The organism is Mycobacterium sp. NGS39 (assembly GCF_059812765.1).
The window spans coordinates 37,242-50,571 of sequence record NZ_JCALDH010000004.1; the positions used below are offsets into that span (position 1 = coordinate 37,242).

The 13,330-nt window shown below is 64.2% G+C and carries 11 protein-coding genes and 1 pseudogene; 11 read left to right on the forward strand and 1 reads right to left on the reverse strand.

The features are described 5' to 3' along the window. Positions 1-142: 142 nt before the first annotated feature. Positions 143-1,072: an SDR family NAD(P)-dependent oxidoreductase gene (locus tag AC5Y39_RS06990; RefSeq protein WP_500016987.1), complete on the reverse strand. Its 930-nt coding sequence runs from the start codon at positions 1,070-1,072 to the stop codon at positions 143-145. Positions 1,073-1,199: 127 nt separating this feature from the next. On the opposite strand from AC5Y39_RS06990, the gene AC5Y39_RS06995 reads away from it, so the two are divergent. The 11 genes and pseudogenes from AC5Y39_RS06995 to AC5Y39_RS07045 all read left to right on the forward strand — a co-directional run bounded on the left by AC5Y39_RS06995 (position 1,200) and on the right by AC5Y39_RS07045 (position 13,283). Then, positions 1,200-2,846: a nitric oxide reductase activation protein NorD gene (locus AC5Y39_RS06995; RefSeq protein ID WP_500017100.1), complete on the forward strand. Its 1,647-nt coding sequence runs from the start codon at positions 1,200-1,202 to the stop codon at positions 2,844-2,846. Positions 2,847-2,862: 16 nt separating this feature from the next. After that, positions 2,863-3,696 carry a CbbQ/NirQ/NorQ/GpvN family protein gene (locus tag AC5Y39_RS07000; protein WP_500016985.1) on the forward strand — a complete coding sequence of 278 codons (834 nt, stop codon included), beginning with the start codon at positions 2,863-2,865 and terminating at the stop codon, positions 3,694-3,696. Between the two features lie 186 nt (positions 3,697-3,882). Continuing rightward, positions 3,883-4,995, forward strand: coding sequence for an ABC transporter substrate-binding protein (locus AC5Y39_RS07005; protein WP_500016983.1), 1,113 nt, complete (start codon positions 3,883-3,885; stop codon positions 4,993-4,995). Between the two features lie 4 nt (positions 4,996-4,999). Continuing rightward, the gene (locus AC5Y39_RS07010) at positions 5,000-6,124 is read left to right on the forward strand and encodes a spirocyclase AveC family protein (protein ID WP_500016981.1); all 1,125 of its coding nucleotides are present in this window, start codon (positions 5,000-5,002) and stop codon (positions 6,122-6,124) included. After that, the gene (locus AC5Y39_RS07015) at positions 6,121-7,011 is read left to right on the forward strand and encodes an SDR family oxidoreductase (RefSeq protein ID WP_500016979.1); all 891 of its coding nucleotides are present in this window, start codon (positions 6,121-6,123) and stop codon (positions 7,009-7,011) included. The genes AC5Y39_RS07010 and AC5Y39_RS07015 overlap by 4 nt, the downstream gene beginning before the upstream one ends. A gap of 20 nt (positions 7,012-7,031) precedes the next feature. Further along, on the forward strand, positions 7,032-8,480 hold the full coding sequence (locus AC5Y39_RS07020) for an aldehyde dehydrogenase family protein (RefSeq protein ID WP_500048204.1): 1,449 nt from the start codon (positions 7,032-7,034) through the stop codon (positions 8,478-8,480). A 12-nt stretch (positions 8,481-8,492) separates the two neighbouring features. Then, positions 8,493-9,710, forward strand: coding sequence for a cytochrome P450 (locus AC5Y39_RS07025; protein ID WP_500016978.1), 1,218 nt, complete (start codon positions 8,493-8,495; stop codon positions 9,708-9,710). A 45-nt stretch (positions 9,711-9,755) separates the two neighbouring features. After that, positions 9,756-11,018, forward strand: coding sequence for a cytochrome P450 (locus AC5Y39_RS07030; RefSeq protein WP_500016976.1), 1,263 nt, complete (start codon positions 9,756-9,758; stop codon positions 11,016-11,018). A gap of 42 nt (positions 11,019-11,060) precedes the next feature. Then, positions 11,061-12,589: pseudogene (locus AC5Y39_RS07035) on the forward strand (adenylate/guanylate cyclase domain-containing protein). 17 nt (positions 12,590-12,606) lie between these two features. Next, positions 12,607-13,029 (forward strand): lipoprotein LpqH, encoded by a 423-nt coding sequence (locus AC5Y39_RS07040; protein WP_500016974.1) that lies wholly within the window; start codon positions 12,607-12,609, stop codon positions 13,027-13,029. Between the two features lie 71 nt (positions 13,030-13,100). Further along, on the forward strand, positions 13,101-13,283 hold the full coding sequence (locus tag AC5Y39_RS07045) for a hypothetical protein (protein WP_499962939.1): 183 nt from the start codon (positions 13,101-13,103) through the stop codon (positions 13,281-13,283). Positions 13,284-13,330 lie beyond the last annotated feature (47 nt).

Here is a 13,330-nt window from a genome sequence, read left to right on the forward strand (position 1 = left end):
TCCCGGGACTTCATTGGCTCCATTCCCGTGGAGGAACCAAGAGTTTGGTATAGATTACCAGGTGAACGGCCCTTTCGGCGCGGGCACGACCAGGGCTGTGGACTGCGATAGATACGCCGCACGTTTGCGGCGGTGTCCTGGGCTACGGTGCGATGCCCAGCCGCTCGGACACCGCGAACACCTCTTCGTAGATCGACTCGGGGACCGTGAACGGCTCCGTCGCCGAAACTTCCGCCAGATGTGCTTCGATGTCGTCGGCGGTCGGATCGCTGCCGGGTTCGCTGAGCCATCCCTCGGCGAGGCCGACGAATACGCGCGCGAAGCGGCCGCCGAAAGCAGAATAATTGCGATGACTGCATTCACAGGCTCGGCTAGCGAGATAGACGACGATCGGCGTGACGAGTTCGGGATTGATTGCCTTCAGGAATCCCGACTCCTCAAGGGCTTTCGGATCGCCGAGCGTTTCCGTCACCATTCTGGAGAAGCCGAACGGTAGCACCGTATTGGCGAGAATCCCGTGTGGGGCGCCCTCGAGGGCGATGACGTTGGCCAGTCCCACGAGACCTGCCTTCGCGGCCGCGTAGTGAGCCTCCAAGTGCTGACCGAACATTCCGGCGGACGACGAAATGAAGACGAAGCGGCCGTAGCCCTGCGACTTCATCACCCGGTACGCCGGCTGGCTCAGGTAGAACGCGCCGTCGAGGTGAACGCTGAGCATACGGCGCCAGTCGTCGGGCGAAAGATCCTCGAACGCAATGCTGTTGAAAATCCCTGCATTGCTCACCACTGCGTCTAACCGGCCGAAGCGGTCTACGGCGGTGTCGACGATCGCCCGTGCGCCGGCGGGGCTGTCCACCGAGTCGTGCGATGCAACCGCGACGCCACCCGCACGTGTGATCTCGTCGACGACCTGCTCGGCGACACTGGGGTCTGACCCTTCGCCGTGCATAGTTGCGCCGACGTCGTTGACCACAACGCAAGCCCCGCGCCGCGCGAACTCGAGGGCATACAATCGCCCGAGGCCGCGTCCCGCGCCGGTGACGTTCGCAACCTGCCCGGTGAAGTCGATCATGTGCCCCTCGATCCATTGCGATTGACTGTGCCGTCATCGGACCATACGGTGGAACAGATATTTGGTCAACGCGAGGGATGTCTTGACGAGCAACGACGCCGGTGACGACGGCTACGCGCGGTTGAGCATGCTGGCGTCCGCGCTGTCCGGCCGTCCGCTGCAGGTTGCCTCCGCCGAGCATGGCGAACCGTCGTGGACGGACGGCACCACAGTGTTCATCGACCCGGGAATTGCGCCTCGCGATCAGCGCAATGCGCTCGCCGTGCAGGCATCGTTGCTTGCGGCGGGCAGCCTCGAACCGGACATCGTCCGGAGGTTCAAGCGGCGGCCAAGTCTGGCACGACGGTATCTGGCCGTGGAAGGCCATCGGGCGCTGGCGGCCAACGACGATCTCTTGCCCCCTTTTGCCCGCGCGCTAGTTGATCGGGACGCAGCGGCCCGCAGCGATTCACCTGCTGGGTCGCTTGCCGTGGCGCAAAGCCGAGAACCGATCGCCGACCCGCCCGACATCTTCGGCGCGATCCAGACACGAAAGCTGTTGACCAGCAAGGGACACATTGAGAATTCGCAGCGAGGCGGCGAGTATGCCTCGCACCGCCAGCGCGAGAATCCGCTACCCGAACTCGACGAAGAGGACGACGACCGCGACGGCGAAGACACCATCGACCTCTTCTCGAGTCCGGTCGGCGGTGGCGGCGCGATCGGCCGGCTGCTGCAGAAGATGCTCGGCGTGGTCCGCCAAGTCGGCGAGGGCGGTTCACCCGGGGCCGATGCGCCGACTCACCGCACCCGCTCCGGCACGTCCGGCAGCGTCACCGCGGTGTTCTCGACCGGTCAAACGGATGTCGCCGACGACGGGAACGACGAACACGAAGGCACGAAGTATCACGAATGGGACATGCATCGACGGCGTTACCGCCCGAGGTGGTGCACGGTCGAGGAGGTCGAGCCCCACCCGAAGGCCGACGACACGTCGCTGGGTTCAGCGGAGGCCTACGGATTACGCCGGCCGCTCGCGCGCCTGGGCATGGGCCTCGATCACTGTCACCGGCAGGCCCAGGGCGACGACATCGACATCGACGCGGCGGTGGAAGCACGCGTCGAGGTAATGGCCGGGTCGGCACCCGACGAAGCGGTGTACCTCGACAGCCTTCGGCTTCGGCGTGAGCTTTCCGTCATGATCCTGCTCGACATCTCCGGTTCGGTCGCCGAGCCCGGTGCCGTCGGTCAAACCGTCCACGAACAACAACGCTCCGCGGCCGCCGCGCTGACCGTCGCACTCCACGACCTCGGAGACCGCGTGGCGCTCTACGCCTTTCACTCGCAGGGCCGCTCCGCCGTGCAAGTCATGCCGGTCAAACGCTTCGACGACGACGTCGACACGCTGATGATGCGGCGCCTGCGTGCCCTGACACCCGGCGCATACTCACGGCTCGGCGCGGCGATCCGGCACGGCACGGCCGTGCTCGAGCTACAGGGCGGCACAGCCCGGCGGTTACTGGTCGTGCTGTCGGACGGGCTGGCATACGACCACGGCTACGAACGAACCTACGGCGCGGCTGATGCGCGCCGCGCCCTTGCCGAAGCCCGCCACAACGGCACGGGTTGTGTCTGCTTGACCATCGGAGCCAGCACAGAGGCAGAGGAACTCAAGCGCGTGTTCGGCAGCGCCGCGCACGCGACCATTCATCGGCTCGACCAGCTCAACCGGATGGTCGGGCCGCTGTTTCGGGTGGCATTGCAATCCGCCGACATCCGACGACGAGTCTCTTAGCAGCAGAAGGGAAATGATGCCTGACAATGTCGACGAGCGCTTGCGCGACGAGCAGTACACAGTCCGCCCCTACTACGTGCCGGTAGGCAACGAGGAGCCCGTGTTCAAGGCGGCCTATCGGCAAGGATTGTCCATTCTGCTGAAAGGCCCGACGGGTTGCGGTAAGACGCGTTTCGTCGAGGCGATGGCCTACGACCTCGGGCGTCCACTGATCACCGTTGCCTGCCATGACGATCTGACCACGGCCGATCTGGTCGGCCGGTTCTTGCTGCGCGGCGGCGAAACCGAATGGGTGGACGGCCCGTTGACGCGAGCCGTCAGAGAAGGTGCGATCTGCTATCTCGACGAGGTGGTCGAGGCACGGCAGGACACCACGGTTGTGCTTCATCCGCTGGCCGACCACCGCCGCCAGCTGCCGATCGAGCGCCTGGGCGTCACCCTGGACGCGGCGCCGGAATTCTGCTTGGTGGTGTCGTACAACCCTGGCTATCAGAGTGTTTTGAAGGACCTCAAGGACTCGACCCGTCAACGGATGGTCGCCATCGAATTGGGATTCCCGACATCGGACATCGAGGAGAAGATCGTCGCGTGTGAGGCCGGGATCGACCACGACAAGGCGGCACAACTCGTGCGATTCGGGCATGCAATTCGTCGGCTCGACACTGCCGGACTGCGGGAAGTGGCCTCCACCAGAGTGTTGATCGCGGCGGGTCGGCTCATTGCCGAAGGGCTGAGTCCGCGCGAAGCCGCCCGGGCGGCGATCGTCGGCCCACTGACGGACGACTCGCTGGTGACCCGCGGTCTGGTGGAGATGATCGACGCATATCTTTCCGACGAGCCTGCGGAATGAGACGGGGCGCCCACGAAAGATGCGTTCTGCAAGGGAAGTTCGAGCAGCGCGCACAAATTGTCGCCTGCGGTGGCCAGTGCGAGGCCGCCGAATGATTGACGACGCGCGGCAGTGCCGCTAGGGTCTGAACAAATATTAGGTTTCCACTGCGATCGACCAGCCCGCGTCGACGCCCATGGAGGTTCCATGTCCTACGAGAGCACCGCCTTGCCGATCAAGATCGGCTATCTCATGGACTTCAAACTCCCAGAAGGCTTTCCAGAGACCTACTTCCAAGACCTGACTCAACCGTTCGATCTGGTGTTCAAGCAGGGCGTCGAGCAAGGACTGATCGACCGGCCGATCGAGATCATCTACCGGGAGGTCGAGGGACTGCCGAAGGGTTCGGTCAAGGCCGTGATCGACGCCTACGGTGAGCTGTGCGACGAGGGCTGCCTGGCCGTCTTCGGTCCGCACATCACCGACAACTGCGTCCCCACGGCCGAAGCAATCAACGAGCGGTTCAAAGTGCCGTGCATCAGCGTCACGGGTTCCGACGAGGCGCTGGGCGAGTGGTTCTTCTCGTTCCCGCAAGGATCGATGACCGACGAACCGATTTTCTGGACAGACCTGCTGGCCAAAGGCGGCCACAGGGAAGTCGGCGTGCTCTACGAGCGATCCTTGGTCGGCGAGACTTATCTGGGTTACTTTCGAAAAGCATGTAAGCACAAAGGCATTCGCATCGTCGCGGAAGCGTCGATTGCGCAGACGGGTCAAGACGTCACCGATGCGGTCCGCACGCTCTACGAAGCCAAGGCACCCGCGATCGTGCACTGCGGCTTCGGGTTCGGCATCGTCTTCGTCAACCCTGCACTCGAAGCGCTCGACTGGGATCCGCCGCGGTTCTGCGGCACCGCCTTCCAGAACGCCTGGCTCAACCCGATCATGTGGGACGCGTTCATGGGGTGGGTCGGCGTCGACCAGTACGACGAAGGCAACCAAGTAGGCCAGAAGTTCCTCGACGAGTACAACGCGGCATACGGCCGGCGCCCCGAGTGGTGTGTGACGGTGGTGAACCGTGACGTGGCTATGACGCTGCTTCGGGCGCTCAGTGACGCACATCCGTTGAGTCCGCGCGGCGTCAAGGAAGCCCTCGAGAGGGTGAAGATGATGCCGGCCGCATCCGGTGCACCGGGAACGCGAGTCACGTTCGGAAATTGGATCCGCCGGGCCTGGATGGGTGCGGGCTACCTCGTCGCACGCAAGCTCGACGCCGACGGCGTGAACTCACATCTGGTCGACCGATTCGGTGAGGAGTGAGCAGGTGACGACGACGCAAGCCACACCACCGCCCGAAACTCCGCCGGCCCAATCGAAGAAGACATCGTGGATCGGCGCCGTGTGGATCGCCGTCGCCCTGATCTTGCTCGCGCTCATTGCCGTCAACGCACGAAAAGGCGCGGTGTCGCCCCGGATTCGCAACCCGGAGGTAGCGGGCGCGCCGCGCCCGGTGGAACCGCTGTTCGGCTTCCACCATTGGCTGGATCTCTTCCAGATCTTCACGATCATCTCGATGTCGATCATCGTGCTCGTGTACGTGGTGGCCTGGCGCCGACACGGCGCTCACCCGGTGCTGCTGATGGGCATCGTCACCACGTTGATCGTCTGGCAAGACCCGATCATGAACTGGTCGCCGTACGCGGTGTACAACCCGGAACTGTGGCACTGGCCTGAAGATTGGCCGCTGGTGTCGCTGTCGCCGACGGTGGAACCGTTCCTGGTGATCGGTTACATCATGTTCTACCTGGGCCCCTATTTCCCGGCGATCTGGATCATGCGCAAGATCCAGGCGCGCCGGCCCGTCGACTCGTTCGTGTGGCGCCATCCGCTGATCAGCCTGGCATTGATCATCTTGCCGATCGGCATCCTGATCGACGCCATGCTGGAGATCACGCTGGTACGCACCGGCTTCTACATCTATTCGCAAGTCATCCCGTTCGGCTCTGTATTCGCCGGGCAGACATACCAGTTCCCGTTCATTTGGGAAACCGTGATGGTGACGTTCGTGATGATCCCGGCCGGGGTGCTGCTGTACCGCGACGACACCGGCCGTACCGTGGCGGAGAAGCTGGCCCGGCGGGCCCGCATTTTCCCGAATCGCCCGACGCTCGGGATGTTCGTGGTCATGTTCGTGATCGTCAACATCGCCTACTTCGCATATGGAACCGGTTTCGCGATCATCAAGTGGACCCGCACCGCGACGTCCGTTGCCTGCCCATGGCCGTACCCGGAAGCCAAAGTTTATGACCCGCAAGGCTTTTACGAGGAGAACGGTCAACCGGGCCCCTATTCGGTGGGCATCTGGTCGACCTGGATGAGCGCGCAGCCCGACGGGCGGCCGGACGTGCAGCTGGGCGCCAAGAGCAATCGGTGTGCGCCCACGCCATGACGGAACCGCGCAGCGTCGTCATCACCGGTGCCTCACGAGGACTCGGACTCGCGTCGGCAACCCGCCTCTACCAGGCTGGCTGGCAAGTGGTGGCGGCGATGCGCTCGGCCGACGCCGGCTGGCAGCGGCTTCTGGATGCCACGGGTGCTTCCTCTGACGATCCACGGTTGATCTGCGTCCCGCTCGACCTGACCGACCCCGCGTCAGTGACCGCAGCGGCCAAGATGATCGAAGAGGCGGTCGGTGCGCCGTACGCGCTTGTGCACAATGCCGGCATCTCGGCCGCCGGGATGGTGGAGGAGACTCCGATCAGCCTGTGGGAAAAGATGTTTCAAACCACCATTTTCGGCCCCGTGGCGCTGACGACCGCACTGCTGCCTGCCATGCGCAAAGCAGGCCGGGGCCGGATCGTGCTGGTTTCCAGCCAAGGTGGTGTCCGCGGCATGCCGGCGATCGCGCCGTATTCGGCGGCCAAAGGCGCACTGGAACGGTGGGGTGAGTCGCTGGCCGCTGAGATAGCGCCATTCGGCCTCGGCGTGACCGTTCTGGTGACCGGCACCTACGACACCGACATCATCACTGATGCAGGCACGTCTGATTTCCGCGACTTCGACGGACCGTATGCGCGTCATCACGCCACCATGGATCGCCGCGGACGATTCGCGATGAGGATCACCGCGCGCTCGCCCGAGCGTTTCGCCGCCGGACTGGAGAAGGCCTTGGACGCCAAGGCGCCATTCGTCCGGCGGCCGGTGGGGCCGGATGCCCGAATGTTGTTGGCCGCCAACCGCTTACTGCCTGCGGCGGCACTGCACCACATGATCCGGCTGATGATGGGCCTTCCGAAAACCGGCGGACTGAGAACTGACGAAAGTGAGCAGAGATGACGGTGCGTTTCGAATCGCGGATGATGATCGACGGCAAGCTCGTCGACGGACAGGCGGGCGCGTTCCCCAACATCAATCCGGCCACCGAAGAAGTCATCGGCGAGGTCGCCGACGCGTCGAAAGCCGACATGCATCGCGCCATCGATGCCGCACGGCGCGCTTTCGACGAGACCGACTGGTCGACGAACCGCGAACTGCGTAAGCGCTGCCTGCTGCAACTGCACGACGCGCTGGGGAAGGAAAAAGAAGAGCTGCGCGAGGAACTGATCTTGGAGGTCGGATGCCCACGCGCGATCACTTACGGCCCCCAGCTCGATGCCCCACTGGAAGACGCCCTCACATATCCCGCCCAGCTGATCGACGAATACCACTGGGAAACCGACCTCGGTGACAGGTTTGTGTCCCTCACCGGTCAAAACACCCGGCGGAAGGTGTGGCGCGAACCCGTGGGCGTCGTCGGCGCGATCGTGCCGTGGAACTTCCCGTTCGAAGTCACCATTCAGAAGCTGGCTCAGGCGCTGGCCACCGGCAACACGGTGGTGCTCAAACCGGCACCCAACACGCCCTTCAACGCGACACGAATCGGCCGGTTGATCGCCGAATCCACCGACATCCCAGCAGGAGTCGTCAACGTCGTCACCGCCTCGGATCACTTCGTGGGGGAGGAGCTGACGCTCTCGCGCAAAGTGGACCTGATCTCGTTCACGGGCTCCACGGTCGTCGGGAAGCGGATCATGGAAAAAGGCGCCGCCACCATGAAGCGGCTGTTCTTGGAACTCGGCGGCAAGTCGGCGACCATCGTGCTGGAGGACGCCGACCTCGGCATGGCGTGCGCAATCGACATCGCTCCGTGCATGCACGCAGGCCAGGGCTGCGCCAATCCGACCCGGCTGCTGCTGCCGCGTTCCCGCTACGACGAGGGGGTGGCGATGCTCAAGGGGATGTACGAGGGTGTCATGCCCGGCGATCCGCAAGATCCCAGCACGTTGTGCGGGCCGGTCATCTCGGACAAGCAGCGCCAGCGGGTGCTCGGCTACCTCCAGAAGGGCATCGAGGAAGGCGCGACGTGCCTGGTGGGCGGACCCGATGCGCCCACCGGCTTCGACAAGGGATTCTTCGTCAGGCCAACGCTTTTCACCGACGTCGACAACCGGATGACCATCGCCCAGGAGGAGATCTTCGGGCCGGTGCTCTGTGTGATCCCATTCGACGACGAGGACGATGCGGTGCGCATCGCCAACGACAGCATGTACGGGTTGGCCGGCAATGTCATGTCCGGCTCCGTCGAGCATTCGATCGCGGTGGCACGGCGGATCCGCGCCGGCTTCATCGGCTTGAACGGCACGGCGGCTTATGGCGCGGACTCACCCTTCGGCGGCTACAAGGAAAGCGGCGTCGGCCGCCAGAACGGCGTCGCCGGGTTCGACCAGTACACCGAAATCAAGACGGTCGCCTACCCGGCCCCATGAAGGAGATGACGTATGCAGTTGTTCGATGATCTCGAGGATTTCGGATCATTCGAGGATTTCGTGTCGGGCGCGGTTCGTGACCCGTACACCGAGCTCGCCCGGTTGCGGCGCGAAGAACCGGTGCAGCGCATCGAGATCCCGGGAATGCCCGGCGAAGAAGGCAAGCCGATCTTCATGGTGTATCGCTACGAAGACGCCCAGCAGATGTTGCGCGACAACGAGACGTTCTCGTCGTCGATCATCATCCAAGCCTTCGGCGATGTCTTCGGCGAGCACGTCATGCTCGGTATGGACGAGCCGGAGCACGGGCGGCACCGGGCGCTGGTGGCGAAGGCGTTCTCGCACAAGGCATTGGCGCATTGGGAAGACGAATTGATCGCGAAGGTCGCCAACGAGTTGATCGACCGATTCGTCAGCCGGGGCAGCGCGGATCTGGTGAAGGAGTTCAACTTTCCCTATCCCACGCGAATTATCGCGGCGCTACTCGGTCTTCCTCAGGAGGACTACCCGCAGTTCCAGCGTTGGTCGATCTCGTTGCTTGCGTTCACCGTCAATGCCGAGCGGGGACGTCAGGCCTCGCAGGCGCTGGCCGAGTATTTCAGGCCGATCCTGGCTGCCCGCCGCGATGAGCCCCGCGAGGACCTCATCAGTCGGTTGGCCGCAGCTGAGATCGACGGCGAGCGCCTCTCTGACGACGAGATTTTCTCGTTCCTGCGGTTGCTGCTTCCCGCCGGGGTCGAAACCACTTATCGCGCACTGGGAAACCTTCAGTTCGGTTTGTTGTCCAATCCCGACCAGCTCGACGCGGTGCGCAACGACCGCTCCTTGTTGCCGCAGGCGATTGAGGAGGGCGTGCGGTGGGAGCCGCCACTGATCATGATCACGCGAGTGGCGAGTCGCGACACTGAGCTCGGTGGCGTGAAGATTCCGGCCGGCTGCTCGGTGATGCCTGTGCTGGGTGCGGCCAATCGGCAGGAGGAGCGATTCCCGGATCCCGACCGCTTCGACATCTTCCGCGAACCCAAGCCGAACATCGGATGGGGGCACGGCGTCCACGTTTGTCTCGGCATGCATCTCGCCCGCCTGGAGATGCGCGTGGCGCTGAACCTGCTGTTGGACCGCCTGCCGAACCTGCGGCTCGACCCCGCGGCGGACGATCCGCATATCCGCGGCCAAGCGTTTCGGTCGCCGACGTCCGTGCCGATCCTCTTCGACGTGCCGCATGGCTGAACTGCGGTGCGACGGCCGGGTCGTGGTCGTGCGAAAGGAGTGTAAGTGAGCGATTTCGACTCGGTCGACTTCTTCTCGGACCAATCGTTGGTACCCGACCCATACCCCTACTTCGATTACCTGCGGTCCAAATGCCCCGTGTCGCGCGAATCCCGTTACGGCGTCATGGCTGTCACCGGTCACAAGGAAGCGTGCACGGTGTACAAGGAGGACGCGTTCTCGGCCTGCATATCGGTGGCCGGTCCGTTCGCCGGCGTCTCGTTCGAATCCGACAGCGACGACATCGGCGAGTTGATCGCCCAGCATCGCGACAAGATCCCGATGAGCGAGCACATCGTCACTCAAGACCCGCCGGAACACACCCGCACCCGGGCACTGCTGAGCCGACTGCTGACCCCGAAGCGACTCAAGGAGAACGAAGACTTCATGTGGCGGCTGGCCGACCAGCAGCTCGACACATTCGTCGATCGCGGATCATGCGAGTTCCTCGAGGACTACGCCAGGCCGTTCTCCACACTGGTCATCGCCGACCTGCTCGGCGTCCCGGAGAAGGACCACGAGGAATTCCGGGAAGCCATGATGGACGAGATCGTCGGTGCGCTCGATGATGATTCGCCGGCGCACAACCCGCTGGTGTGGCTTGACGACACCTTCACCAAGCTGGTGGTGGACCGTCGGCGCGAACCGCGTGACGACGTGCTGACCGCTCTGGCGCTGGCCAGATACCCCGACGGATCGACACCCGAGGTGATCGATGTCGTTCATCTGGCCACATTCGTCTTCTCCGCCGGCCAGGAGACCACGACGAAGCTGCTGAGCGCGGCACTGCGGATACTCGGCGAGCGGCCCGATCTCCAGGACCTGCTCCGCACCGACAGAAGCCTGATTCCTACGTTCCTCGAGGAGACGCTGCGGCTGGAAAGCCCCGTCAAGAGCCACTTCCGGTTGGCGCGTCATTCCACGGCGGTCGGTGACGTGCCGGTCGCCGCAGGCACCACGATGATGCTGTTGCCCGGCGCGTGCAACCGCGATCCGTCGAAATTCGAAGAGCCCCACGAGTTTCGGATCGACCGACCTAATGTACGTGAGCACGTAGCGTTCGGTCGCGGCAGCCACTCGTGCCCAGGTGCACCGCTCGCCCGTGCCGAGGGCCGCATCTCGCTGAACCGCATCCTCGACCGAATGGCCGACATCACGATCGACGAGGCAGCGCATGGTCCGGCTGAGGCCCGCCGCTACGAATACGAGCCGACTTTCATCCTGCGTGGAATGACAGAGCTGCACCTCGAGTTCACGCCTGTGCTGTGAACTAGCCAAACTGCGCGTCGGCTCCGACTACCTTTTCGTTGCATGGTGCGTTTGAGGCGGGACCGCGGACTCGGCCGCACCGGCACCGTGCTGGCGGCGCAATACGCAGGCCGTCTCGCGCTGACCTACCTGATTTCCACGACGTTGGCCTTCCTGATCCTGGTACCGCTGCGAGGCTTGAACGTCAGCGCGCCTGTCGCCTCGTGGACCGAGAAGAACTTGGTCACCATGGCAGTGAGCGTGGCTGTCGGAACGGCGGTGGTGTCCCTGGCCGGCGTGGCGAACATCGCGCCGGCGCTGCGTTGGTTCGTGCCGGGCCGGACGCCCGATCCCGCGCAACGCCGGAATGCGGTGCGGCTGATCAGCCGCCAGTCGGCGATTCTCGCGGCGACGTGGGGTGTCAGCGGGACCATCTTCTTCGTGGTCAACCTCGACGGCGGCGCCGCCGTCATGGTGCCCACAGTCTTGGGGGTGTTGTTCGGGGCGGCCGCGGCAGTGGCGACTGGCCTGTTGCTCACCCGGCCTGCCATCCAGCCGATCCTCATCGCCGCGACCCAAGGATCCGAAGGCGGTGTCACGGCACCGGGCGTCCTGGCGCGACTGATCAGCATGTGGGCGTTGTGCAGCGCACTTCCGTCCGGCGTGATCGTCGCAATCATCATGATCAGGGCCAACGGCTGGGTGATCTCGAAGAATGCGGCCATCGAGATACCGGTGGTGGTGGTGACCACCGCTGCGGTGCTCATCGGCCTGCCCGTGATGATCCTGACGTCGCGGTCGATCTCAGACCCGCTGCGCGAGGTGGTCGATGCGATGGCAGAGGTCGAACGTGGCCGACTCGACACCTTCGTCGGGGTCTACGAGCGCTCCGAAATCGGCCAGCTCCAAAGGGGTTCAACCGAATGGTGACCGGCCTGGCTGAGCGTGAACGGCTGCGTGACCTGTTCGGCCGGCATGTCGGCGACAATGTGGCGCGCCGTGCGATGGAAGAAGGCGTGTCCCTGTCCGGAGACGTCCGGGAAGCGGCGATCCTGTTCATCGACCTCGTCGGGTCCACGCGGCTGGCGGCCACTCATCCGCCACAAGAGGTGGCCCACGTGCTCAACGAGTTTTTCCGGATCGTCGTCGACGCCGTCGACAAGCGCCAGGGGCTGATCAACAAGTTCGAAGGCGACGCAGCACTTGCCGTGTTCGGGGCACCGCTGAAGACGGACCTGCCGGCATCTGCCGCATTGACCACCGCTCGTGACCTTCGTGCTCAATTGAGCTATCTGCCATTGGATTTCGGTATCGGCGTGTCGGCGGGCCAAGTCTTCGCTGGCAACATCGGTGCCGAGAACCGCTACGAGTACACCGTGATCGGCGACCCGGTCAACGAGGCCGCTCGGCTCGCCGATCTCGCCAAGACGTCGGATCAGCGCGTCCTGTGCTCGGCACCCGCACTCGACGGTGCCGACGACGACGAGCGCCACCACTGGGTCTCGCGGGGAAATGTCGTGCTGCGCGGACGCGCCGAACCGACCCACATCTTCGCCCCGGTGTCTCACAATGAGGTGCGGCCGCGCACCTGAACGCGAGGGGGATCGAGGTGGCGAAGGGAAGACGCACTGCTGTTGCGATCTTGGCGTTACTGGTCGCCGGCACTTCCGGTTGTTCACAGCATGAAATACGCAGCCAGACGAACGCCTCCGTGTCGATCGACGGGCGCGACCAAGGAAGAACCGACGACGTCAGATGCAACCAGTTCGAGTCGTCGTGGTTCATCGACATCCGCCAGGTAGCGGCCACGGCGAGCGCGATCGTCGACATCGAGGGCGACCAGGCGGCCGTCCAGAACGTCGACATCAAAGGCTTCGGCGGTTTCACCGGGACGTATTGGAAAGGCGGCAACACCACCGCCGACGCCAGCTTCATGAATCGGACCTTCACGATCACCGGAACCGCGTCGGGCGTCAGGACCGGCAGCACCAAGCCGGTGAACGCACCATTCAAGATTGTCGTTCGGTGCTGATCGTCGCGGCTCACGCGGTTGAATGCGCAATAAGCGGGGTAGTCCGTCCAAGATCTGACAGGCAGGAGTGAGTGGGCGAGATGACGGCAATCGACAGCTGCCCCGGTTGCGGCTACCCGAAGTTCGGTCCCGGCCTGTGCGCCTATTGCAGCCCCGCCGTGGCGCAAGACCAGTTACCACCAGCCACCCTGGACGTCGGCCGGTTCCGGCGCGCGGAGTGGTCGGATTCGGCACCGGCCGCCACAGCGGGCTGAAAGGCGCCTTCGCCGCCGGCATGCACCGCTGGCTGCTTTACATTAGT

Coding starts and splice junctions, on each gene's coding strand:
- AC5Y39_RS07005 (WP_500016983.1), top strand. CDS start 3,883: ATGTCCTACGAGAGCACCGCCTTGCCGATCAAGATCGGCTATCTCATG.
- AC5Y39_RS07015 (WP_500016979.1), top strand. CDS start 6,121: ATGACGGAACCGCGCAGCGTCGTCATCACCGGTGCCTCACGAGGACTC.
- AC5Y39_RS07025 (WP_500016978.1), top strand. CDS start 8,493: ATGCAGTTGTTCGATGATCTCGAGGATTTCGGATCATTCGAGGATTTC.
- AC5Y39_RS06990 (WP_500016987.1), bottom strand. CDS start 1,072: ATGATCGACTTCACCGGGCAGGTTGCGAACGTCACCGGCGCGGGACGC.
- AC5Y39_RS06995 (WP_500017100.1), top strand. CDS start 1,200: ATGCTGGCGTCCGCGCTGTCCGGCCGTCCGCTGCAGGTTGCCTCCGCC.
- AC5Y39_RS07020 (WP_500048204.1), top strand. CDS start 7,032: ATGATGATCGACGGCAAGCTCGTCGACGGACAGGCGGGCGCGTTCCCC.
- AC5Y39_RS07000 (WP_500016985.1), top strand. CDS start 2,863: ATGCCTGACAATGTCGACGAGCGCTTGCGCGACGAGCAGTACACAGTC.